Source organism: Acinetobacter sp. YH16031, from assembly GCF_013417335.1.
Classification (GTDB): Bacteria; Pseudomonadota; Gammaproteobacteria; order Pseudomonadales; family Moraxellaceae; genus Acinetobacter.
The window spans coordinates 70,563-93,364 of the sequence record NZ_VPED01000005.1 but is presented as its reverse complement, the minus strand read 5'-3'; the positions used below and the strand labels follow the sequence as shown (position 1 = coordinate 93,364).

The following is a 22,802-nucleotide window of genomic DNA, read 5'->3' as shown; positions in this document are numbered from 1 at the left end:
ACCGCTCTTAAAGAGCGGTTTTTTATTACTGCACATGTTAAAGCTTATTTGGCCTCACAGCGGAACGTTAAAACAGTCTGATAATCATCATTCTGGTTTAATCCGGTATTGGTGCCGGCAATATTGCCTAATACAGTCGCAGCAGCCTGAATCATTTGTCCGGTCTGTTCATCGACTACACCTTTTAATGCGCCATCATAAGAAGTTTTTTCATCCAGAATAATCGCAGTTGCTTTGGAGCCACAGGTTTTGCTGGCGGCATTCACTGCATTATTTTTAGAGGTTAACTGGTTTTTACCTAATCCTGTTACTTCAAACTGATTATTTTCCTTTTGAACCGCTACTGAAGTCGGGTTAGATGCACAGGCAGTTAAAAGTAGAGCTGAAGCTGCTAATCCGCTGATCGCAATTGTTTTTTTCATCATAAAATCTCGCTTGAAAACAGAACTGGGAATATTGAAACACAGTAAAAAGCACAGAATTAGGAGCTGTTGTATAAGTTTGGCAATTTTTGATGTTACTCTATGAGAGAAAAGTGAATAAAAGAGGCATTTTATTGATTCAACGGAAAATATTGTAATCTTCCTTAAATATTTTCAAGCTAAAGGCCATTGCAAGTTTCTAGAGTATTGCTAGTGGAATATGCTAATCTTGACCGTAGTTTTTAAGTTATAGATCTATAAAGCAATGACGGAATCTGTGGTCGACATCGTTCATCAAAATATTCACCAACGTCAATCAATAGGACATTTGCTGGCACCTGCACCGAATGCAGAACAGTTGGAACTGGCATTTAAAGCTGCATTGACAGCACCAGATCATCACCGGTTAAAACCTACCACTTTTGTGATCATCCCGGATGCGCAACGTGAAGCATTTGGTGAGTTATTATCGCAAGCACTGATAGATTTGGGTCAAACTGAATCGGCTCAGATTGAACGGGTCAAGAATCATCCTTTTCGTGCACCTTTGTTGGTACTGGCATTAACCCGTTTGCAGGATCATCCTAAAGTGCCACATTTTGAACAGATTCTGAGTTCAGGTGCTGCTATTCAAAACTTCCTGCTGTCTTTACAGGCTCAAGGTTTTTCAACCATGTGGCGTAGTGGCGCAGTGGTAGAATCAAAATTTTTCAAGCAGTCTCTCGGCATTGGTAAAGATGATCTGGTTTCTGGCATTATCTATATAGGTACGGCGGCAAAAGCGATTGCACCACGTGCTGAAATCCAGACCCAGAATTATGTAAGTTATTGGAATCAAAACTAAGGCATTTCAAGACACAGGATATTAGAAAACAAGATGTCAGAATTAAATTTTACCGATTTGATTGAACCGGTAGTGGTCAACCAGAATACGGCTTTAAGAATTACAGTATTAGGCGGTGGTAGTTTTGGTACTGCAATGGCCAATACCGCGGTTCGAAATGGCTGCGATACCATGATCTGGATTCGTGATCCAGAAGTGGCAGAAGATATTAATGCAACACATATCAATAAACGCTATCTACCGGATTTTAAGCTAGAAGAAAATCTGCTTGCTGTGTCCGATCTTGAAACAGCAGTACGCGATCGCGATATTATTCTAGTCGCGATTCCAAGCCATTCTTTCCGTGATGTATTGCAGCAGATTAAGCCCTTTATAACCTCTCAAGCGGTGATTTCCCTGACAAAAGGGATTGAAGCCAATACCTTCAGCTTTATGAGTGACATCATTCGTGAAGAACTACCGGAAGTGCCTTATGGTGTGCTGTCTGGTCCAAACCTGGCCAAAGAAATTGTCGCAGGTCAGCCGGCAGGTACGGTGATTGCCAGTGAATCTGAACTGGTACGTTATGCAGTGCAACAGGCACTCCATAGTGCATTATTCCGTGTCTTTGCCAGTGATGATGTGCATGGCGTAGAACTGGGTGGCGCATTGAAAAATATTTATGCGGTCGCGATGGGAATGGCGGCTGCCTATAATGTCGGTGAAAATACCAAAAGTATGATTCTAACTCGTGCGCTAGCTGAAATGAGCCGATTTGCAGTCAAGCTGGGTGCAAATCCGCTAACTTTCTTGGGGCTTTCTGGTGTAGGTGATCTATTTGCCACTTGTAACAGTCCGCTGAGTCGTAACTATCAGGTTGGTTATGCATTAGGTAAGGGTAAAACTTTAGAGCAGGCGACGACTGAACTAGGGCAGACGGCAGAAGGGATTAACACAATTGTGCAGGTAAAAGCACGTTCAGAGGAGCTGGATGTGTATATGCCGATTACAACTGCTTTGTATGAAGTGATCTTTGAAGGAGCGCCGCCGCTGACGATCGCTTTATCTTTGATGAAAAATGGTCATCGCAGTGATGTCGAATTTGTCTTGCCACATCATCAAGTCTGATCTATAACACAGGAAGTGCGATGATTATGATGCTGACTGATGATCGTAGCGACCAAATAAATAGGGAATAAGATGCAACTGACTTTAGTGCGACATGGCGAGGCCGCGCCACCAGTGAATGGGAATGATACCAAGCGTCCCCTAACGGAGCGCGGGCATCAACAGGCGGAACAGACAGCACAGTATTTAAGGGACATCATTAAACCGGAAGTGTTTGTGGTCAGTCCTTTATTGCGTGCGCAGGAAACTCTGGCGCATTTACAGCACTATTTTAAAGATGTACCCGTGGTGATCTGTAATACCATCAAGCCTGATGATGATGCCAAAGTTGCAGTTGAATGGTTATCACAACTGCCGTATGAGTCCATTGTGGTGGTTTGTCATATGAATGTTGTGGCGCATATTGCCTCCATTCTCGTGACAGAGTCTTTTCATCCATTTCATTTGTCAGAAGCACGTATTTATGATCAGGCCGTGATTGCACCAGGTCTATCAACACAAGTTAAAAGCTTTATTCCAACAGTATAAAAAACTAATTAAAACGGTAGAACACAATCGATGTTGTATTTATGGATGCCGGAAGCCAATGGGGTTTGGCAATGGTTAAAGGGGGAATTCTGGAGCACTGCTGCGACACTCGAGCAGCTGATTCAGGATATTCAGGCCTATCATGGTGAAGAGGCGACGGTTTTTTTTCCAAGTCGTCATGTGCAGATTTTGCAGCAGACTTTGCCTAAGAGCCAATATAAGAAAATGGGCAATGATGGCATCAGATATCTGTTAGAAGAATATGTGGTACTGCCTGTCGATACCATGAAAGTGCTGCATCATTTTCAGCAGCCTGACCAGATCAGTATTCTGGGGATTGCAAATTCTACAGTTGAAACTTTGCAGCATGCCCTGAATTTGATTCCTGTTAAAGTTGCTGCGTTATTGCCAGACTTTCTGGTCCTGCCAGTGCCTGAACATGCGCAGCAGCGCGTTATTGCACAAATTGGTGGGCATTTGCTGGTACGTGAAGCTGAATATATCGGCCAGTCAGTGGATGATCTGAGCCTTTATCTGGATTTTCAGCCCAAAGATCTGGAATATCAGGTTAGCAATCTCAGCCCTGAACAAATGAGCAGTTTAGAAGCGGTAGCAACACGTGAACAATTAAACTCGTTCCAATATACGTTGCCAATGCTGAAAAAACCGAAACAGCATCCATTTAATATCCTGCCAAAGGGTAAATCGGATCATACTGTTTCTGGTTACTGGAAAGCCTGTGCGGCGGTTTTTCTTGGGATTCTGGTATTGCAGTTCACTTACGATGCAGTGCGCTGGTATCAATATAAGAAAGTCGCCAATACCACTGCGATGCAGGCGATTGATCAGTTTAAATACTGGTTTGGACAGAATTATCCGGTCACTGAGCAGAATATTAAAAGTCAGTTTGAAGCCCAGCTTCGTCAAAGTCAGACTGCGGATACTCAGGCTTTGCAGCTCATTAGCCGAGTCGGGCCGGTGTTGATGCAAAACCAGATTGTGGCACAGCGTGTCAATTATGATCCGTCTGGATTGAGTCTGCAGTTACAGTCCAATTCATCTGAAAGTTTAAATACTTTGACCAAGCAACTGGGGCAGCAGGGCTTTAAAGTAGAATTGGGGAATATACAGGCGAATGGAACAGGCGCCGTAGGACTGGTGAAAATACAATAATGAAAGCTATTGAAACCTTACAGAACCGCATGGATCTGCAAATTGAAAAACTGACCGATTATCTGGATCGTTTGTCAGCACGTGAACGCATTCTGGTAATCTTTACCACAATCTTTGTGCTGGTGACCGCTGTTGCGAGTGCACTCTGGGCAATGCATCAGGCAGCAGATACCCAGCAGAAACGTTTAAATGATCTAAAAGATACGCTGGTCTGGATGCAAAGCAATGCTGTTACTATGAAGCCGGCAGGAGACTTGCAATTAGATGCAGCAGAAAAAGTGCAGCGTATTGCTCAGCAACAAGGGCTGTCGGTCGCATCACAGCAAATGGATGGAAAAATTCAGTTGATGCTGTCTCATGAAAATTATTCTGTGCTGGCCAACTTCCTGACACAGTTGGCACAAATGGGGCTAAGTATCGAGAAAATGGAACTAAATAATGAAGCAGGGCAGATTAAATTAACAGCGACTGTGCAATAACTGGTAAAAATAAAGATTTGCAAAGCATGGTTTTTTTGTCAGCCTATGCCTATAATATGCCGACTTAAAAAGCAGTAGACTTTTCTAGATATGTTGTATTCTCTAGCCCGCCCTTTGTTGTTTTCTTTAGCACCAGAGCGTGCACATGAGCTGACACTATCACTATTAAAATCATCCCATAAAATGGGCATGATGCGTCAAAATGTTGCTGTGAAACCTGTGACCTGTATGGGAATCGAATTTCCTAATCCGGTCGGTCTTGCAGCAGGGTTAGATAAAAATGGTGCCTATATTGATGCCTTGGCCAGTCAAGGCTTTGGTTTTATTGAAATTGGTACCATTACTCCACGCCCGCAACCTGGTAATCCTCATCCACGTTTATTCCGTCTTCCGAAAGCCAAAGCGATTATTAATCGTATGGGTTTTAATAATGATGGTGTGGACAAACTGATTGAAAACGTTAAAGCTGCAAAATTTAAAGGTGTACTGGGAATCAATATCGGTAAAAACGCTGATACTCCGGTAGAAAAAGCAGTAGATGATTACCTTATTTGTTTAGAAAAAGTCTATAATTATGCTTCCTATATCACCGTTAATATTTCTTCTCCAAATACCAAGAACCTGCGCAGTTTACAAAGTGGCGATGCACTGACTGAATTGCTGGAAACGCTGAAGAATCGTCAGCTGGAACTGGCTCAGGAACATCAGCATTACGTTCCTCTGGTATTAAAAGTTGCACCGGATCTTGAAGCTGAAGATATTGCCTTTATTGCCAAGCAGTTATTGCAATACAAGATTGATGGTCTGATCGTGACCAATACCACATTGTCACGTGAAGGTGTGGAAGGTCTGGAGCATGCAGAAGAAGCGGGCGGTTTATCAGGCGCGCCAGTCTTTGAGAAAAGCACGGCATGTCTGGCTGCATTTGCAGAGGAATTAAAGGGACAAATTCCATTGATTGGTGTGGGTGGTATTCTTTCAGGTGCGGATGCGCTGGCCAAGAAAAAAGCTGGTGCAAGCCTTGTACAAGTCTATAGTGGCCTCATATATACTGGGCCGGAACTGGTTAAAGACTGTGTAGCCGCGCTTTAAATCCTATGAATGCCATTGATATCTTTCTACTGATTATCTTGCTCATTGGAGGGCTCAACGGTTTGCGCCAAGGATTTATTAAAGCCTTTGCGAACTTAGTGGGATGGATTTTTGCCTTGATTATTGCGGCGAAATATTCAACACTACTTGCGCCCTCAATGGTTGCTCTCAGTACAGATCCAGTGGTACAGAAGATTGCAGCCTTTGCCTTTATCGTTCTGATGATTGTGGTACTCACCTGGATTGTCACCTTTCTGCTCAACCGCATTTTAAAAACCCTGAAACTTGGTCCGCTGAATCGTCTTGCGGGGGGTGTTTTCGGCAGCCTGAAAGGTTTGCTGATTGTCCTGATTACCATGCAGGGGATTGGCCCTTGGGTGGAAAGTTCGCCGCACTGGAAGCAGTCCAAATTTATACAGGTCTTATTGCCATATGCGCCTTGGGCAACAGAGCTCTCCAAAGAAGCCGCAAATGGCGCCCTGCAACATATCAAGTCTGAAGGGGCACAGAAACCTTCAGATTCCTCATCTGAACCGGCATCCAAGGCCAAGAGTTCAGATGCGTCAACGAATAATCCTTTTTATTAATCCTAGCTTGTCTGCGAGGTTGCTATGTGTGGAGTAGTTGGTATAGCTGGTAAATCACCTGTTAACCAAATGTTGTTTGATGCATTAACGATGTTACAACATCGTGGACAAGATGCAGCTGGGATTGTGACTTGTCAGGAAGGCCGCCTGTTCCTGCGTAAAGATGTCGGTATGGTCCGTGATGTATTCCATACCCGTCATATGCGTGCTTTACAGGGTAATTATGGTATTGGTCATGTGCGTTACCCAACGGCGGGTACTTCAAGCAGTGCCGAAGCGCAACCATTCTACGTAAACTCACCTTATGGGATTACGCTGGCGCATAACGGTAACCTGACCAATGCTGAAGAAATTCATGATGACCTGTTCAAAACTGACCTGCGTCACATGAATACTGATTCAGATTCAGAAGTGCTATTAAACGTACTGGCGCACGAATTACAAAAACGTGGCAAGCTGGTACCAACATCTGAAGATATTTTCCAGGCTGTAACGCGTGTACATGAGCGTTGTAAAGGTGGTTATGCCGTTGTTGCGATGATTACCGGTCAAGGTCTGGTAGGCTTCCGTGATCCAAACGGTATCCGTCCATTAATTTACGGTTCGCGCGAAACAGAAAATGGTATGGAATATATCATTGCTTCTGAATCTGTAGCGATTACGGCACTAGGCTTTAAGGTTGAACGTGATATCGAACCAGGTGAAGCAGTTTTCATTGATTCTGACGGTAACTTCTTTACCCAGCAATGTGCAGCGAATCCAGAATATCGCCCATGTATTTTTGAATATGTGTACTTTGCCCGTCCAGATGCAACCATTGATGGGATCTCTGTCTATAAAGCCCGCCTGAAAATGGGTGAGAAACTGGCACAAAAAATCCTGCGTGAGTGGGGCGATGAGCATGACATCGATGTGGTGATTCCAATTCCGGATACTTCACGTACTTCTGCACTTGAACTGGCTAATATGCTAGGCGTGAAATTCCGTGAAGGTTTCATGAAAAACCGTTATATCGGTCGTACCTTCATTATGCCAGGTCAGCAACTGCGTAAAAAATCAGTACGTCAAAAACTGAACCCGGTTGAGCTCGAGTTCCAGGGCAAAAACGTTCTACTGGTCGATGACTCGATTGTGCGTGGTACGACTTGTAATGAAATTATTCAGATGGCACGTGATGCGGGTGCGAAAAAAGTATTCTTCGCTTCTGCGGCACCTATGGTGAAATATCCAAACGTATACGGTATTGATATGCCGGCGAAATCTGAACTGATCGCTTCTGAACGCAGTGTAGAAGAAATCCGTGAAATCATTGGTGCTGACCGTCTGATTTTCCAAGATCTGGAAGACCTGAAAGATGCAGTACGTACCAAAAAAGTTCCTCATTTGCGTGAATTTGACTGTTCTGTATTTGATGGTGTGTATGTCGCAGGTGGAATTAATGCTGAATACCTCGATCAATTAGAGCAAAAACGCAGTGATGGCGCCAAAAAAGGCGACAATTTTATTGATGTGAATATTGATGCAGCATCAGTTGACCTGACCGGTGTACGCGAAGTCTAAGCAATTAAAATCATGATGAAAAAGCGGGAATTTCCCGCTTTTTTGTTTTATGATGTGCCCAAGGAAAGACCAGATCAGTTAGGGTGGTAGATTGAAAAGCGTAGGATATGCTTTGGTCAAAAACAAGAATATGCTATTGCTAGCCAGCTTTTGTCTGATTGCGATACTATTAACAGTTCTGATTATCAATACAGTGGTTGGCCTGTTTGTTTTCTATGCTGATCCTGGCCAGTCGATATGGTGGCATGTCCTTAGTCCTTATCTGGTAGCACTGGTTTTGTTTTTGATGATCATTTCGGTCATCTATGAGTTTTATACGTTTCGTGCCGGCGGCTATTCTTTAGCCCAGCAAATGGGCGCGCGTCGACTGAACCAAATGGAAAGTATTCCGGAAGAAAGTGCTGCACTACGGATCAATACTCAACTGGCAGATACGTTCCTGATTGAACCGCCAGCTATGTATGTCCTGCCGAATGAAGTGGGGGTCAATGCATTAACAGCGGGTTTTAGTCCACGTGATACTGCTATTATTCTGACTTGGGGTGCATTACAAACCCTTGATGAAATTGAACTTTATGGCTTGCTCAGTCATGAATTTAACAAGATTCTGTCTGGTGAGATGGCCGAAAATACCCGCCTGAAAATTCTATATAGCAGTCTGACCACTTTTAGCCAATGGGGCAGCAAGATTGCGAAGTTAGGCTTTTATCGCAATGATGTGCCTCGCGAAAACAAGTTTGAAACCTTCTATGTCTCAATCGGAGCAGTCATCTGGTTGATTGGCAGCTTGGGTATTTTGATCACGCGTTTTATTAAATATATTTCATTGGGCGGACGTACCTATAAAAATGACCAGAAAACCCGACGCCTGATTCAGAATGATGCCAATATTCAGACTTTATTGCGCATTCATGTGCATCATTCTGGTTCGCAGATTTATAGTGAATATGCCGAATCCATTTCGCATATGTGTTTTGCCAATTCTTTAAGCCCACAGAACTGGTTGAATATTCATCCTAATATTAATCAGCGTATTTATGAATTAAATCCTGCTTTGATTCAGGATCTGCAGCTTGAAAATCTGAAGAAATTAAAAAACCAGCCTTTGTTTAGTCTGTTCCGTTCACTCGAAGATGTCGTGCCTGAAAGCACAGCAGTCTGGGAATCCCCACAGCCTTTGCCTTTGTTGCGTTTGTCTCCGATCAGTTTTGCGATCAAAGATGCCATCAAGCCATTGAATCCTGAACTACGTGCCAATATGCCGCGTCCAGAGCTGATTGAACGTGCTTTGCAAACTTCGACGGGTTCACGTGAGGTGATGGTCGCAATTTTGATGATCCGGCAATATCGTGAATTTATTCCGACCGAGGCAGAAGTCAGTCGTGCGATTATTGATTCATTATTAAATCTGGATGGACGGGTACATATCTCGATTTTCCAGCAAGCCTGTAAAAATATTGGTGGAATGCCAACCACGGTGGCACGGCAGTTTTTAATGAAGCTGGCAAGGATTATTCAGGAAGATGGTGAAATCGGTTTGCTGGATGCCTTATTGCTAGAGCGGGTGAAGTATGAACTGAATTTGCTGCCAATGCATACGCCAACGTCTTTAGATGAGGTCAAACCACAGATTGTACGTCTGATTGATGCCTTGCTGCATGTGCAGCAGATTAATAGCGATAATCAGCTGGAGGTTCGGGAAAAGATTTTAAATCGTATTCTTAGCCCGCGAGAACTTGAGCTGTATAGTGAAATCTCAGATGAGCCGATTGATTTGGCCGAGATTTTAAATGATATTGCCGGATTGTTATTACGTGATCGTTTGAGCATGTTAGGAATTGCAGAAGTTTGCCTGTGGAGCGACCGGATCATGACTCAGGATGAGCTGGATGTGATGGAGCTTTTGTACTGGCGCTTGGGCTTTGAATCCAATGAAATTACCTCGCAAATGCTTAAGAAAAACAGCTTGATGATTATCTAGTATTTTTTAAATTAATAAGATGTATTTAAGTCCAGTCTTTCAAGAACTGATCTATAAACAAACTTGCAGTAGAAAAAAGTAATCTTATAAATTGATTTCTATTCTGAGTTAAAATGACTCAAGATAGAGAGTGAAAAGCTGGAAATAGTTCGGCAAAGAAAAGCGAATCCCGTTAAAATGTTCGACCTGAAATAGGTGATGAAGAAAAGATGATTGGGCATCAGCGTGACATACTGGCAACATTAGGAATCGATATCTGGATTCCCAAGGGCGACGTATGTCAGCAGCATCAGGTTTCGATCTGGCGTGATCAGGTTCCAGCAGAATTGCATAGCGAAATCATCCTGCCACAACCGACTCAGATTGCTCCGGTAGCAAAAGCTCCTTTAATTGCGCCTGAGCCTGTTACAGTTGAAGCAAAAGCTGAAGCTAAAAGTGAAGCGCCAGTAGTTGTTGCAACAATTCAGGAACAGCGGGAAATTCTGCATATTCCGCCATTCAACTTACAGGCTTTAAGCTTGGAACATTGCACGATTGTCATCGATGCCACAGAAATGACCGAGCAAACCCAGCATTTATGGACCAATATCCAGCGTGCTCTGCAAAGTGAATTTTATGAACTAAACTGGCCATTTCCTTGGGTGAACCTGCAAGATGGTCGGGGTGTCGAATCTTATATTCAGGGTTTTCTGGACATGATGAGCCTGGAAAAAAATGTCATTTTCCTTGGCTCTATTCCGCATGTGACACATAATAAAATGATTCAACTGGCATCTTTACAGGAAATGCTGGATCAGCCCATACTTAAAAAACGCTTATGGCAATTTATGCAAAACAGGCCAGCGAACTCAGAATAATATTGATGTGGAAAAGGGACATATGAAGCAAAAAGTGATTGTATTTAGCCAGATCGATCAGGATGTCCAAAAAAAACTCGAACAAAATTATAATGTAGTAACTTTACAGCCGAAACTGGGCAATGTGCATGAGCAGTTGCTGGAACATGTGCGGGATGCCGATGGCATGATCGGGGCAGGCCGACTGCTTAATCGCGATAATCTGGCACCAGCAACCCGACTTAAAATCATTTCGAGTGTCAGTGTAGGATATGACAACTATGAAGTAGATTATCTGAATGAAAAAAATATCTATCTGACCAATACTCCACATGTCCTGACTGAAACCACGGCAGATCTGGGATTTACACTGTTAATGGCAGCTGCACGCAAAGTGGCTTATCTGGATCACTGGACCAAACAGGGACAATGGCACCGCACGACACGTGAAGCGCAGTTTGGTATGGATATTTTCGGAAAAACGCTGGGAATAATCGGGCTAGGGCATATTGGGGCAGCAGTTGCACGCCGTGGATTTTACGGTTTCAATATGAATATCTTGTACCATAATCGCCATGAAAAACCGGAATTGGCTCAAGGGCTCAGTGCACAGTATTGTTCTCTGAGTGAGCTTTTGCAGCGCTCAGATTTCGTGGTGGTTACCGTGGATTTAAATGCTGAGTCAAAAGCATTGATTGGAGCAGAACAACTGGCACAGATGCAGCCACATGCGGTGCTGGTAAATATCTCCCGTGGGCCTGTGATTGATGAGCAGGCTTTGATCGAAGCCTTAAAAGCCAACCAAATCTTTGCTGCGGGTCTGGATGTCTATGAGAAAGAGCCTTTAAAAGAATCAGAATTATTTGAGCTGGATAATGTCATTACCTTGCCCCATGTCGGTTCGGCCACAGTGGCGACGCGTCGAAAAATGGCTGAGCTGGCTTATCAGAATCTGGTCGATGCACTTGAAGGGCGGGTGCCACGCTATGTGGTGAATCCTCAAGTAATTGGTTCATCTAAGTAATATTAAATAACATTTTCCTGCATCTATGCTCATTTTTCGATGCTATATTCGAGACAGGTTGAAACTGAATTTTAGAGATTTTTCATTGAAACGTTTGTTATTGGCGTGCGGGTTAAGTCTGTGTGCAGCGGCAGGACATAGTGATAGCGATTATTTTAATCAGCCTACTGCACAATTTTCTGTACCGGATATTGGTGCGGGCGTCGGGTTGATCGACCAGCAAAAAGAACAAATGATCGGTGAAAAGGTCTATCGTCAAGTCCAGAAACAAATGCCTGTGATTCAAGATCCATGGCTTGAAGATCAGTTACTTTCCGTATTTTCCCACATTCTCAGTCAGACCAAGTTACAGCAACCGATTGGTTTAATGGTAATCAATGACCCGCAAATTAATGCTTTTGCAGTACCTGGTGGGTTATTTGCCCTGAATGCGGGTCTGATTAATTCTGCCCGAAATACAGATGAAGTGGCGGGGGTGATGGCACATGAAATTGCACATGTCACACAACGTCATTACAGTCGTTCGCAAGAAACCTTTAAAGGACAAGGACTGTTGGCCCTAGCAGGGATTCTGGTGGGTGCATTAGTCGCTTCACAGGCAGATGGTGATGCCGGTGCAGCAGTGATGATGGGTTCTCAGGCAGCACTACTGGATCAGCAATTAACTTATAGCCGTAATCAGGAACGTGAGGCGGACCGAATCGGGATGCAATATATGTATGCTGCCGGCTATAGTCCGCACAGTATGGCGGATTTCTTTGAAGTGATGCATCGTTCCACTAGCCGTTTAAGCTTTATGCCAGATTTCTGGCTGACGCATCCTTTAACTACTGAGCGTATGAGTGAAGCGCGTTTGCGCGCCAATCAGTTGCCTGCGGTTAAGCGTAATTTAAATGATCAGGATTTTGAAATCATTAAATGGTATACGCGGGTATTGTCACGTCAGACCACTGAACAGCAGCTCAATTTAATGGTGCAACGTAATGATTTTCCTGGTCAGCTGGCTTTAACTGCTTATCAGCTTCAGCAGGGAGATTTTCAGGCAGCACAAGCCGCACTAGATCAAGCCAAAAAGCACAATAAAATGCATCCCTTGCAGGTGTTATTTCAGACTGATATTTATCTGGGGCAAAATCAGCTGGATAATGCGCTAAAAAGTATTAGTTCAGCCGCAAGGATCATGCCGGAGAACCGTGCTTTAAATTATAAATATGCTGAAACCCTGATTCGTGCCAAACAACCTGATCAGGCCAGAACGATTGTACAGCGCTTTTTAAATAGCAATTCCCGTGATGTCAGCGGTTGGAGATTAATGCAGCTGGCAGCGAATGCAGCACCTGATTCATCGATAAAAGCAGCAAATGTATTGCGTTATCGGGCTGAAGTGGAGTACTGGTCAGGCTATGAAGAAACTGCGATTAAATCCTTAATACATGCTCAACGTATCAGCAAAGGCAATCAGTCTCTGTCAGCAACCATAGGTCAACGTTTAAAACAGATGCAGCAAACGCGACAGTTTAAAATTTAAGTCTATTTTTCTAATGATTTTTAGCTTCAGTAGATATAGCCGAAGTTCACTAAATCACGCTACAATCCGGGCAAAGCTAAGTTGTCTATTTTAATTATTTTATGAAAAAAATATTATTGGGTTTATTGATATTGGGGTGTGGCGGAAATGTATTGGCTGCTAGTGCGGCAGAATACGTGCAGTCCGTTGAGCAGATTAATGCTGATTATCAAAAAGAATCACGTCAGTTTTTAAAAGGTTTAAATCCACAGCAGCAGGGTTTTAGTACATCACAGAATCAGCAGTTTTGCGCGATTGTGCAGCGCTATGTGGATCGTTTATATAAAGTGGCAGACCAGAACCGGGCTTATCTGGATCGTCAGTATCAAAATGTAGGCAAGCAGGATGTCATACTGCAGGTAAAATCTTCAAAAGAGATGCAGTTGCTGAAACGTTATAATGTGGATTGTAATTTGAAGTAAAAATAAATAAGAAAATGCTGAGAACTGTCCGGAATGGAGGCAGTTCAACGCAGATTTAGATTTGAAATAGAATGGGGAAATTAAGCAAGTTTTGCTTTAATTTTTGCTGAAACTTGTGCAGGATCGGCGCGCCCGGCTATGAGCGGACGCAGAGAATTCATCACCTTACCCATATCTTTCATGCTAGTAGCTTGTTGCGCTTCAATTGTTTGCGCAATCAGGGAATCAAGTTCTTCCTCAGTCATAGCTTCTGGTAGAAATTGAGAGAGAACCTCAACTTCGGCTTGTTCCTTACTAGCTAAATCATCTCGACCAGCGCCTTCAAAGGCTTTGATCGATTCTTTACGTTGTTTAATTTGCTTTTCAATGACCGCAAGAACTTGAGCGTCGTCAAGTTCTTTACGCTCATCGACTTCGATTTGCTTAATTGCTGCTTGCAGACTACGAATGACCGTCAACTTTGACATATCTTTGGCACGCATGGTGGCTTTCAATACGTCAGTAATCTGGTTTTTTAAAGTAGTCATTATTTATTCCAAGCAGTCAATCACAAATTAATTTTAGTAAAGGCGAGTAGTACGTACTGATTCACGCGCCAATTTCTTTTGGTAGCGTTTAACAGCAGCAGCTTTTTTACGTTTACGTTCTTGAGTTGGTTTTTCGTAGAATTCACGTTTACGAACGTCAGCAAGAACACCCGCTTTTTCGCATGAACGTTTGAAACGACGGATAGCTACGTCTACTGGTTCGCCTTCTTTCAATTTAACTTGTGGCATGAAGAATCCTCATTAAGTTATGGATAAGATCAGGGCCGAATTGCCCTCGATCACAAGTGAAGGTCAGTATTTTACTCATTTACATCTCATATCACAAGTCTATAATAGTTGCTGCAATAGATTTGATACAGGTTATAGGCAGTTTAATGATCGTTTTAGGCTTGGAAACGTCGTGTGATGAAACAGGACTTGCGCTGTATGACAGCGAGTTAGGTTTGCGCGGACAGGTGCTGTACAGCCAGATTAAACTGCATGCTGAATATGGCGGCGTCGTACCAGAACTGGCTTCGCGTGACCATGTGCGTAAACTCATTCCCTTACTGAATGAACTGCTTGAACAAAGTGGCATCAAAAAATCAGAAATTGATGCGGTGGCCTATACCCGTGGTCCGGGCCTGATGGGCGCATTAATGACGGGCGCACTGTTTGGTCGGACTTTGGCCTTTGCCTTAAATAAACCGGCGATTGGTGTGCATCATATGGAAGGTCATATGCTGGCACCATTACTTTCTAAAACGCCACCGGAATTTCCATTTGTGGCATTACTGGTGTCTGGTGGGCATTCACAGCTCATGGCTGCTTATGGTATTGGGCAGTATGAATTACTCGGTGAATCGATTGATGATGCGGCGGGTGAAGCATTTGACAAAGTTGCGAAGATGATGGGTTTGCCATATCCAGGTGGCCCGAATATTTCCAGACTGGCTGAGCAGGGCGATCCGAATGCATTTGCTTTCCCACGTCCAATGCTGCATCAAGGCCTAGAGTTTTCATTTAGTGGTTTAAAAACTGCAGTTTCTGTTCAAATGAAGAAACTCGGTGAAGAAAGACGTGATGCAGATATCGCTGCGAGCTTCCAGGAAGCCATTGTCGATACACTTGTTAAAAAATCAGTGAAGGCATTGAAACAGACTGGCTTAAAACGTCTGGTGATTGCAGGTGGTGTAAGTGCCAACAAGCGTTTACGCGAACGTCTGGAAGCTGATTTGGCGAAAATCAAAGCCACCGTGTACTATGCAGAACCTGCGCTGTGTACCGATAATGGTGCGATGATTGCCTTTGCGGGTTATCAACGTCTAAAAGCAGGACAACAAGATGGCTTGGCGGTGACCACAACTCCACGTTGGCCAATGACGGAATTGAGTAATCCAAACGAAGCGTGACAATCGTTTAAAAAAGAACCGCATTTGCGGTTCTTTTTTTATTCCAAATTTGAAAATAACTGTGCACTGCTGATTTTTCGCATAAATCCTGCACGCTTTAAAGCTAAAGTCACCATGTTGGTATTACAGGATTGAATACCTTCAAAATTACCAAGATCTTCGGTAATTAATTTCCATAAATCACTTAAATCATTACATAGTACATGCCAGAAAAATTGCGAATCACCACTAATTCCAAATAGACAACGTGTATATTTGAGTTCAGACAAGGTCTTGGCAATATGATTTGCTGAATCTGGACGAGCTTTAATCAAAATAATTGCTTCGGATTTATAGCCCATCAAACTAGGTTCTACATCGACACGAATGTTGAAAATACCTTCTTCCAATAAGTCACTCAATAATTTCTGAGTTTTATGTTCACTGAGCTCAATTTGTTCTGCCAAACTTTTAATAGATGAACGGCCATCAATAGATAGAGCATGAATTAACTTTAATTCAGTTTCAGTCAAGTTTCTAACATTAACATTTTTAACGCTGATGCCATCTAATGCTTTAGGTTTACTGGCCCATGTAAAGGGTTTTAAGACCGCTTGTGTTTCTACAGTTTTAATATCTGGAATTTGCGTAACAAAGTCATGCATCCAAATGGAGAGATCCGCTGCTTTTTCTAGTCCAATCTCTAAGAAAATATCTGCAAGTCCTGTAGTTAGAAAAACAATACGCACTTCTGGGCGGTTTGCAAAAAATTGTGCAATTTCTTTTTCCTTCCCAAATTTCACACTGATCCATACATGAACTGTGTAACCCTTATTGGTAACCAGTGGATTTAACTCAATCGCAGTACGTATAACTTGGTCATTTAGCAATTTAACCAGACGCCGAGACAGCTTTTTTTCCGGAACATCACTAATCTGACTCAGTTCTCTCCATGATCCTCTCGGATTAGAGATGAGAGCTTTGATGCATGCGGTATCGATTTCGTCGAAACTAAAAGATTCACTCATGATGATTGACTTGTCTAATAACTAATTATAGTCTTAATTAAAGTCTAGAAAATAAAATACAACCTGTATATATGTCTAAATATTAAATGAGACGCTTATGGATGAGTCAAAAATGCAAAACTCAATTTCCGCTCAAGGAAATGTATCACAAAAGAAAGTTATTCTTGCAGGAACTGTAGGAAATGCGATTGAATGGTTTGATTGGACGATTTATGCCACATTTGCGGTATTTTTCGCGAAACAGTTTTTCCCCTCAGATGATCCAACGGCATCGTTGCTGGCGACCTTCGCAATTTTTGCTGTTGGTTTCTTCATGCGCCCATTAGGTGGAATCGTATTGGGCATCTTTTCGGACCGCTATGGTCGAAAAGCCGCTTTGGCCGCCACCATCATTATGATGGCAGGTGGATCTTTGATGATTGGTCTTTCACCAACCTATGAATCAATTGGTATTTTTGCACCAATTATTTTGGTATTGGCACGATTACTTCAGGGTTTATCGTTAGGCGGCGAGTTCGCTTCAGCTGCAACCTATCTTTCAGAGATGGCACCAAAACATAAACGTGGATTCTATTCGAGCTTTATGTTTTTTAGTTCAGCAATTGGTATTTTGATGGCCTCAGGTCTTGCTTGGGCTTTAACGAGTGCTTTGACTGAAACGCAAATGAGTGAATACGGTTGGCGTATTCCGTTTATTTTGGGTGCGATTGGCGGCTTGGTGGGTATGTGGATTCGTAAATCCGTACCTGATAGTGAAATGACCCGTAAAAAAGAATCCGTAAAAAATCCTTTGGCTGTATTGATTAAACGTCATCCGAAAGAAACGCTCCGTATTGTCGGTATTTCTATCTTAACGACATTTGCATTTTATATTTTTGTAGTTTATGTCCCAACTTACGCCATTAAAGTTTTAGGTGCAGAGCCACAAACAGCCTTTGCTGCGAATACTGTTGGCTTAATTATTTTCATGCTGTGTCAGCCTGTATTTGGCTGGCTATCAGACAAAATTGGTCGCAAACCGCAGTTGATCGTATTTGCTGCGGGATATTTAGTTTTCTTTTATCCAATCATTAAGTGGATGGATGGGACTTTTGCATCGATTTTGTTGGTCGAGCTTTTTGGATTGGTTTTATATGCTTTATATACAGCCATTGGCCCCGCGGTCATGTCTGAGCAGTTTCCGACAGAAGTTAGAGCGGTCGGTATTGGTGCACCTTACAATTTGATGGTGGCTTTACTCGGCGGCACGACCCCATATGTACTGACTTGGTTGCAAAGTATTGGTAAACAAGATTACTTCTACTTTATGGTACTGGTTGGCGCTTTATTAACATTAATCACATTTATTAAGATGCCTGAAACGGCAGGAAAAGGTTTGGAAGATATAAAATGAATATTGTGAATTTATCTGCACTTGAGTTAGGTCGACAGATTGCTTGCAAAAAGATAACTTCAGTAGAGACAGTTCAATTTTATATTGATCGCAACCAGACATTTAAACATCTAGATTGCATTTCGGAACTATTTGAAACCGAGGCTTTGCAACATGCTAAGTACTTAGATGAGTTGCTTCAGCAAGGAACACGTTTAAGTCCATTTCATGGTGTTCCAATTTTACTAAAAGATAATCTGGATGTAGCGGGTCATATAACGTATGCCGGTACAGTTTATCTAGATCAAAAAGCGTTAGCAAACTGCGAACTGGTTGATCAGTTACAAAATTTAGGTTTTGTAATCTTAGGTAAAACTAAAATGACCGAGTTGGCCTTTGGTTTGTCAGGGCAAAATCCAATGCAGGGTACACCTAAAAACCCTTGGGCAGAACAGCAATTCGCGCCAGGTGGATCTTCTTCAGGTTCAGCAGTCGCAGTTGCATGTAATCTAAGTCCTTTAGCATTTGGTGGTGATACTGGTGGTTCAATTCGTACACCAGCAGCATTGAATGGCATATTTGGATTTAAACCTTCAGCTCATAAAATTGCTGACATGGGTGCAGTGCCATTATCTAAAACATTAGATACTTTAGGTCCGTTTGCGCGTTTTGCAGATGACATTAGTGCGTTAATTAATTTATTGATGGATACAAATGTTGAAGTGGCATCAAGTGAAAATGTAATTTATGCTTTAGATGAGTCTGCATTTCCATATCCGCTTGAGCATGAGGTATTAACGCTTTGGCGCGGAGTGCTAAAACGCATAGAGGCTTTAGGAATTGAAATTAAAAACTGGCAACCACCTGCACATTTTGATTTTCATGATCTATCAGATCGAACATCTGATATTATTGCCTATGAAAGCTATTTGTATCATGGTGATACAGCTGAAAATGCTGAAGTAAAAATGTGGGAATTGGTACGTCAGCGTGTGCTACGTGGTAAGACCATCTCACAGCAAAAATATGAGACATTGATTGCAGAGCGAACTGAGTTTCAGCAATCGTTTAAAGCCTCTTTAGATGGTCAATGTTTGTTGTTTCCAGTGAGCCCATTTCTTGGAGCTGTGTCAAGTTCAGAAGATGCCGAGTTTAGTCATGTGGGTGAATATACACGTCCATTTAATTATTTAGATGCACCAAGTTATGCTTTCCCCATAGCTCTGAGTGATAGCGGATTGCCGATGGGTATTCAGTTGGTTTCATATCAAGCGAATGATGTTAATGTGGTAAACATGGTGCAGAAAATTGCCAATGGTTTAGGTATTCGTTCTGTATTACCACCAATTTGTCAGGATTAAGAGTTAACGCCTCGTTTATTATATTCAAAAAAAGAACCGCACTTGCGGTTCTTTTTTTATCATGATGGTTCTACTTTAAGCTTTTTTAAGTTGCTCTGACCCAATCCAGTGTTTAGAGAACTGATAGGCTGCGCGACCTGAGCGTTGGCCACGCGCCTGACACCAGCGTAATGCTTCAGCACGGGCTTCAGCTGTCAGTTGCATATTTGCCTTTTTCAGATAATGCTCGACAATTTCCAGATACAGGTTTTGATCCATCGGGTAGAACGACAGCCATAAACCAAAACGATCCGACAGGGAAATTTTCTCTTCAATTGCTTCCTGTGGATGCAATTCGGTATATTGCGGTACATCCACTTTGGTTACTGGCGTATTTTCATGCATGAATTCCGGTAATAAATGACGACGATTACTGGTCGCATAAATCACAAAATTACTTGAACCGGACTGTAATGAACCATCTAGCACACTTTTCAGACTGCGATAGTTTTCATCTTCCGCATTGAAGGCCAGGTCATCACAATAGACAATAAACTTTTCCGGACGACCGGCGATCAGTTGCTGAATTTGTGGAAGATCTGACAAATCATCGCGTTCAATTTCGATCAGACGTAAGCCCTGATCTGCATATTCAGTCAACAAGGCACGCACAATCGAAGATTTGCCTGTACCGCGAGAGCCAGTCAGTAAGACATCATTGGCAGGTAATCCTTTTAGAAACTGCAAAGTATTCTGAATGACTTTTTCTTTTTGTCGCTCAATGCCTTTTAAATCTGCCAGTTCAATCTGTTTAAGCTGGTGAATGGGTTTGAGTTCCCCAGCCTGCCATTTATAGGCATAAGCAGAAAAATCAGGACTTTGTTTTAATTCAGGCAGGCTTTGCTGGAGCTGGAGAAGAACAGTAGAAAGAGCATTTAAGATATTGTCAGGTAAATCAATTTTCGCCATGATTTGAGCAGTACATTTACAATTATGGCTAGAATACTATCACTGTAAAATTCACAGTCAAAGTCTGGAAAGTGTGATAATTTGCTTAAAGTGGTGAATTTTCGTTATTGTAGTACAAAGAAAATAGATGCCTGTTTTTTGTTCATGGCTGCAGGATGTCTGAAAATTACAATATAGGGAAGAGGGCAGATGCTGTTTAAAGATTTTACTCAGGATATCAATCCACATCAGGCCTATCGTATTAAAAAGCTGAAGCAACAATTGCAGCAGGCTGAAACTTACGAAGAATGGAAATATATTGCCTTAAAGATCGACGAAGAATCTGGGGCACAAGAATGGAAATTGGATAATAGTTCACCGTATTTTGATGCCGAAGTGATTGCGCATCGACTGGGGAAATTAAGACGTTACCGTCAGCAGAAACGTACTCGTGACCTGATGTATATCCTGCGTGAAGGACTGAGTTACGATATTGCCAATATTGCCCATCCTTTATTGTTTACCGTCACTTATGTCGGCACTAAAAAAATTATTGAAGATTATGTGGAAGAAGTCAGTCTGGGCCTGGCTTATATTGCTTCTGCGCAATGTACCTGTCTGACTCTAGAAGAAAAAATTGAATATTTTGAGCACTGCCAACGGGCTTATGGTCAGCCAGCTTTAATGTTCTCGGGCGGTGCAACACTCGGCTTATTTCATACCGGTGTATGTAAGGCGCTAATGGAACAGGATCTGTTACCTCGAGTGATGTCGGGTTCCAGTGCTGGTGCAATTATGACCGCGATGTTGGGCGTCTCCAAACCCGCGCAGTATGTAGATATTTTAAAAGGCCATAACTTTTTCCATGAAGCCTTTCATTTCCGTACCATGAGTGAATTAATGAAGGGTAATGGTGGTCTGGCGGATGTCAAATACCTGAAAAAATTCCTGATCGAAAACTTGGGAGATATGACCTTTGAAGAAGCACTAAAAACTTCCGGTCTACATATCAATATTGCAGTCGCACCTTATGATGCGGCGCAAGATGCCCGGATCATGAATGCCTATACCTCTCCAGATGTACTGGTCTGGAGTGCAGTGCTGGCATCTTGTGCCGTGCCAATTCTGTTCCCGCCGGTACGTCTCACCAGTAAACGTCATGATGGACAATATACGCCTTATATGGGGGCGACACGCTGGGTAGATGGCAGTGTCCGTAGCGATTTCCCGCAGGAGAAAATGGCGCGGCTATACAATATCAATTACACCATTGCCAGTCAGGCCAATCCGCACATTGTGCCTTTTATGCAGGATGATATTTCACGCTTCCGTAAAGGGACTTTAAGCTGGCCGAAACGCATTGTACGCCGTCAGAGTGTGGTATTTACCAAAGGCATTATGGATTTTGCCCGTGAGCATGCGGGCAGTTTGCCACCAGTCCGCCGTTTGCTGGACCATGGTTATGGCGTAGTGGATCAACGCTATTATGGTGATGTCAATATTGTCGGTAAATATAGCCTGCGTCATTATAGCTATATGCTGCAAAATCCTCGTCCGCATTTGTTCAAGGTGTTGCAGCGTGAAGGTGAGCGGGCGACCTGGCCAAAAATCTCCCTGATCGAAACTCAGGAGCGGGTAGGTAAAACTATTCAGCATTCTCTGGAACTGCTAAATTACCAGCATGCTCCAGATGCCAAGCAGGAATATATTGTTACTTAACCCCACCAATCTGCATCAGCTTGATTTCCAGCTTAAAACCAAAGCCCGAAGTCTGGGTTTTGGTCGCCGTCTTTATTATCTAGAATTTCATCCTGAGACCGGGTTAGCATTGTGGTTAAAAACCCAGAATCTGGACTCAACGGCTATTTCTCAGCATGCCCAGACTGGCTTAAGTCATGAGCTGGATTTTTATGAAGCTTATGGTGAGCAAGAAGGGTGGACTTTCATGCTTCCGCATCAAATTATTCGAAAGCCATTTCAAATTGGAAATGAATCTTTCAATCAGGCTTTGATCTTGCCTGATGCGCCAGCACATTTTGATGTATGTCCTAAGCTGTTCTCAATTCAAGAAGTCCGTCAGCATATGCTACGAGCATTAGAACCGTTGATAAGTTTACAAGAACTCGGGTATCTGCATGCTGATCTCAAACGAGAACATTTTGTTATTTATCAGAATTGGATTTATTTGATTGATTTTGAGCAAGTTCAGCCAATTAATTCTTTAAACCAAGCAATGAATGCTACACCTCGCTTTATGGCACCTGAACTATTCCAGGGCCAAGCCAAGTCGCTACAGAGTGAAGTTTATGCGCTGGGTATCATTTTCTTTGAATGGCTTACAGGGCAGCGCTTGGAAGCGGCAGATTATCAGGATTGGGCTTTATTGCATTGTCAGCGTTTTAAACCTAAGTTACCTACGCAATTTCAAGCTTTGCAAAGCTTTATAAAAAACATGCTTCGAAAGCATTCACAACATAGATTGTCTGATTTCAAGGCCGTAAAACAGGCCTTACTTACTGAAATTGCATGAGAAAAATACAATAAATTGCATATTGTTTTTTATTTAATCAAACG

General features: G+C 42.6%; 23 protein-coding genes. 18 read left to right on the top strand and 5 right to left on the bottom strand.

What is annotated here, in order from left to right; genetic code table 11:
• Window positions 1-44: 44 nt before the first annotated feature.
• Window positions 45-422, bottom strand: coding sequence for a hypothetical protein (locus FTV31_RS04090; protein WP_034170065.1), 378 nt, complete (start codon window positions 420-422; stop codon window positions 45-47).
• A 265-nt stretch (window positions 423-687) separates the two neighbouring features.
• On the opposite strand from FTV31_RS04090, the gene FTV31_RS04085 reads away from it, so the two are divergent.
• From FTV31_RS04085 to FTV31_RS04025, 13 genes are all read left to right on the top strand, one after another.
• Window positions 688-1,266, top strand: coding sequence for a nitroreductase family protein (locus FTV31_RS04085; protein WP_004782456.1), 579 nt, complete (start codon window positions 688-690; stop codon window positions 1,264-1,266).
• A gap of 33 nt (window positions 1,267-1,299) precedes the next feature.
• Window positions 1,300-2,373, top strand: coding sequence for an NAD(P)H-dependent glycerol-3-phosphate dehydrogenase (locus FTV31_RS04080; protein WP_180013181.1), 1,074 nt, complete (start codon window positions 1,300-1,302; stop codon window positions 2,371-2,373).
• A gap of 72 nt (window positions 2,374-2,445) precedes the next feature.
• Window positions 2,446-2,901 (top strand): histidine phosphatase family protein, encoded by a 456-nt coding sequence (locus FTV31_RS04075; RefSeq protein ID WP_180013179.1) that lies wholly within the window; start codon window positions 2,446-2,448, stop codon window positions 2,899-2,901.
• A gap of 30 nt (window positions 2,902-2,931) precedes the next feature.
• Window positions 2,932-4,074 (top strand): type II secretion system protein GspL, encoded by a 1,143-nt coding sequence (gspL, locus tag FTV31_RS04070; protein ID WP_180013177.1) that lies wholly within the window; start codon window positions 2,932-2,934, stop codon window positions 4,072-4,074.
• Window positions 4,074-4,553, top strand: coding sequence for a type II secretion system protein GspM (gene gspM / locus FTV31_RS04065; RefSeq protein WP_004782448.1), 480 nt, complete (start codon window positions 4,074-4,076; stop codon window positions 4,551-4,553). Before gspL ends, gspM begins: the two co-directional genes overlap by 1 nt.
• Window positions 4,554-4,643: 90 nt before the next feature.
• Window positions 4,644-5,645, top strand: coding sequence for a quinone-dependent dihydroorotate dehydrogenase (locus FTV31_RS04060; protein WP_005235085.1), 1,002 nt, complete (start codon window positions 4,644-4,646; stop codon window positions 5,643-5,645).
• A gap of 5 nt (window positions 5,646-5,650) precedes the next feature.
• Entirely contained in the window at window positions 5,651-6,232 is a 582-nt protein-coding gene (locus FTV31_RS04055; RefSeq protein WP_005235088.1) for a CvpA family protein, read from the top strand.
• Window positions 6,233-6,256: 24 nt separating this feature from the next.
• A complete protein-coding gene (gene purF, locus FTV31_RS04050; RefSeq protein ID WP_004782444.1) occupies window positions 6,257-7,792 on the top strand; it encodes an amidophosphoribosyltransferase in 1,536 nt (511 codons plus the stop codon).
• A gap of 91 nt (window positions 7,793-7,883) precedes the next feature.
• Window positions 7,884-9,773 (top strand): M48 family metalloprotease, encoded by a 1,890-nt coding sequence (locus FTV31_RS04045; RefSeq protein ID WP_180013175.1) that lies wholly within the window; start codon window positions 7,884-7,886, stop codon window positions 9,771-9,773.
• A 209-nt stretch (window positions 9,774-9,982) separates the two neighbouring features.
• Window positions 9,983-10,630, top strand: coding sequence for a hypothetical protein (locus FTV31_RS04040; protein WP_180013174.1), 648 nt, complete (start codon window positions 9,983-9,985; stop codon window positions 10,628-10,630).
• 22 nt (window positions 10,631-10,652) lie between these two features.
• Complete coding sequence (locus FTV31_RS04035; RefSeq protein ID WP_180013172.1) at window positions 10,653-11,633, top strand: D-glycerate dehydrogenase; 981 nt, start codon at window positions 10,653-10,655, stop codon at window positions 11,631-11,633.
• Between the two features lie 85 nt (window positions 11,634-11,718).
• Entirely contained in the window at window positions 11,719-13,161 is a 1,443-nt protein-coding gene (locus FTV31_RS04030) for a M48 family metalloprotease (RefSeq protein ID WP_180013170.1), read from the top strand.
• Between the two features lie 101 nt (window positions 13,162-13,262).
• Window positions 13,263-13,622, top strand: a complete 360-nt coding sequence (locus tag FTV31_RS04025) for a hypothetical protein (protein WP_180013168.1) — start codon at window positions 13,263-13,265, stop codon at window positions 13,620-13,622.
• Window positions 13,623-13,702: 80 nt separating this feature from the next.
• On the opposite strand, the gene FTV31_RS04020 is transcribed toward FTV31_RS04025, so the two are convergent.
• On the bottom strand, window positions 13,703-14,149 hold the full coding sequence (locus FTV31_RS04020; RefSeq protein WP_005235099.1) for a GatB/YqeY domain-containing protein: 447 nt from the start codon (window positions 14,147-14,149) through the stop codon (window positions 13,703-13,705).
• A gap of 33 nt (window positions 14,150-14,182) precedes the next feature.
• Entirely contained in the window at window positions 14,183-14,398 is a 216-nt protein-coding gene (gene rpsU, locus FTV31_RS04015; RefSeq protein WP_001136722.1) for a 30S ribosomal protein S21, read from the bottom strand.
• 146 nt (window positions 14,399-14,544) lie between these two features.
• Here rpsU and tsaD point away from each other — a divergent pair, with 146 nt between their 5' ends.
• Window positions 14,545-15,561, top strand: coding sequence for a tRNA (adenosine(37)-N6)-threonylcarbamoyltransferase complex transferase subunit TsaD (gene tsaD / locus FTV31_RS04010; protein WP_180013166.1), 1,017 nt, complete (start codon window positions 14,545-14,547; stop codon window positions 15,559-15,561).
• Window positions 15,562-15,599: 38 nt separating this feature from the next.
• On the opposite strand, the gene FTV31_RS04005 is transcribed toward tsaD, so the two are convergent.
• Window positions 15,600-16,568 (bottom strand): Lrp/AsnC family transcriptional regulator, encoded by a 969-nt coding sequence (locus FTV31_RS04005; protein ID WP_151204203.1) that lies wholly within the window; start codon window positions 16,566-16,568, stop codon window positions 15,600-15,602.
• Between the two features lie 97 nt (window positions 16,569-16,665).
• Between FTV31_RS04005 and FTV31_RS04000 the strand changes: the two genes are divergently transcribed.
• Both FTV31_RS04000 and FTV31_RS03995 read left to right on the top strand, forming a co-directional pair.
• Window positions 16,666-17,961 (top strand): MFS transporter, encoded by a 1,296-nt coding sequence (locus FTV31_RS04000; RefSeq protein ID WP_180013164.1) that lies wholly within the window; start codon window positions 16,666-16,668, stop codon window positions 17,959-17,961.
• On the top strand, window positions 17,958-19,301 hold the full coding sequence (locus FTV31_RS03995) for an amidase (RefSeq protein ID WP_180013162.1): 1,344 nt from the start codon (window positions 17,958-17,960) through the stop codon (window positions 19,299-19,301). The genes FTV31_RS04000 and FTV31_RS03995 overlap by 4 nt, the downstream gene beginning before the upstream one ends.
• A gap of 75 nt (window positions 19,302-19,376) precedes the next feature.
• Here the strand turns inward: FTV31_RS03995 and FTV31_RS03990 are convergent, their stop codons facing one another.
• Entirely contained in the window at window positions 19,377-20,249 is an 873-nt protein-coding gene (locus FTV31_RS03990; protein WP_180013160.1) for an ATP-binding protein, read from the bottom strand.
• Between the two features lie 189 nt (window positions 20,250-20,438).
• On the opposite strand from FTV31_RS03990, the gene FTV31_RS03985 reads away from it, so the two are divergent.
• Both FTV31_RS03985 and FTV31_RS03980 read left to right on the top strand, forming a co-directional pair.
• Window positions 20,439-21,947, top strand: coding sequence for a DUF3336 domain-containing protein (locus tag FTV31_RS03985; protein ID WP_180013158.1), 1,509 nt, complete (start codon window positions 20,439-20,441; stop codon window positions 21,945-21,947).
• On the top strand, window positions 21,937-22,758 hold the full coding sequence (locus FTV31_RS03980) for a protein kinase (protein ID WP_257227145.1): 822 nt from the start codon (window positions 21,937-21,939) through the stop codon (window positions 22,756-22,758). Before FTV31_RS03985 ends, FTV31_RS03980 begins: the two co-directional genes overlap by 11 nt.
• Window positions 22,759-22,802 lie beyond the last annotated feature (44 nt).

What these genes read in the sequence shown, in the direction of transcription:
- FTV31_RS04090 (WP_034170065.1), bottom strand. Translation starts at nt 422, where the DNA reads ATGAAAAAAACAATTGCGATCAGCGGATTAGCAGCTTCAGCTCTACTT.
- FTV31_RS04085 (WP_004782456.1), top strand. Translation starts at nt 688, where the DNA reads ATGACGGAATCTGTGGTCGACATCGTTCATCAAAATATTCACCAACGT.
- FTV31_RS04080 (WP_180013181.1), top strand. Translation starts at nt 1,300, where the DNA reads ATGTCAGAATTAAATTTTACCGATTTGATTGAACCGGTAGTGGTCAAC.
- FTV31_RS04075 (WP_180013179.1), top strand. Translation starts at nt 2,446, where the DNA reads ATGCAACTGACTTTAGTGCGACATGGCGAGGCCGCGCCACCAGTGAAT.
- gspL (WP_180013177.1), top strand. Translation starts at nt 2,932, where the DNA reads ATGTTGTATTTATGGATGCCGGAAGCCAATGGGGTTTGGCAATGGTTA.
- gspM (WP_004782448.1), top strand. Translation starts at nt 4,074, where the DNA reads ATGAAAGCTATTGAAACCTTACAGAACCGCATGGATCTGCAAATTGAA.
- FTV31_RS04060 (WP_005235085.1), top strand. Translation starts at nt 4,644, where the DNA reads ATGTTGTATTCTCTAGCCCGCCCTTTGTTGTTTTCTTTAGCACCAGAG.
- FTV31_RS04055 (WP_005235088.1), top strand. Translation starts at nt 5,651, where the DNA reads ATGAATGCCATTGATATCTTTCTACTGATTATCTTGCTCATTGGAGGG.
- purF (WP_004782444.1), top strand. Translation starts at nt 6,257, where the DNA reads ATGTGTGGAGTAGTTGGTATAGCTGGTAAATCACCTGTTAACCAAATG.
- FTV31_RS04040 (WP_180013174.1), top strand. Translation starts at nt 9,983, where the DNA reads ATGATTGGGCATCAGCGTGACATACTGGCAACATTAGGAATCGATATC.
- FTV31_RS04035 (WP_180013172.1), top strand. Translation starts at nt 10,653, where the DNA reads ATGAAGCAAAAAGTGATTGTATTTAGCCAGATCGATCAGGATGTCCAA.
- FTV31_RS04025 (WP_180013168.1), top strand. Translation starts at nt 13,263, where the DNA reads ATGAAAAAAATATTATTGGGTTTATTGATATTGGGGTGTGGCGGAAAT.
- FTV31_RS04020 (WP_005235099.1), bottom strand. Translation starts at nt 14,149, where the DNA reads ATGACTACTTTAAAAAACCAGATTACTGACGTATTGAAAGCCACCATG.
- rpsU (WP_001136722.1), bottom strand. Translation starts at nt 14,398, where the DNA reads ATGCCACAAGTTAAATTGAAAGAAGGCGAACCAGTAGACGTAGCTATC.
- tsaD (WP_180013166.1), top strand. Translation starts at nt 14,545, where the DNA reads ATGATCGTTTTAGGCTTGGAAACGTCGTGTGATGAAACAGGACTTGCG.
- FTV31_RS04005 (WP_151204203.1), bottom strand. Translation starts at nt 16,568, where the DNA reads ATGAGTGAATCTTTTAGTTTCGACGAAATCGATACCGCATGCATCAAA.
- FTV31_RS04000 (WP_180013164.1), top strand. Translation starts at nt 16,666, where the DNA reads ATGGATGAGTCAAAAATGCAAAACTCAATTTCCGCTCAAGGAAATGTA.
- FTV31_RS03995 (WP_180013162.1), top strand. Translation starts at nt 17,958, where the DNA reads ATGAATATTGTGAATTTATCTGCACTTGAGTTAGGTCGACAGATTGCT.
- FTV31_RS03990 (WP_180013160.1), bottom strand. Translation starts at nt 20,249, where the DNA reads ATGGCGAAAATTGATTTACCTGACAATATCTTAAATGCTCTTTCTACT.
- FTV31_RS03985 (WP_180013158.1), top strand. Translation starts at nt 20,439, where the DNA reads ATGCTGTTTAAAGATTTTACTCAGGATATCAATCCACATCAGGCCTAT.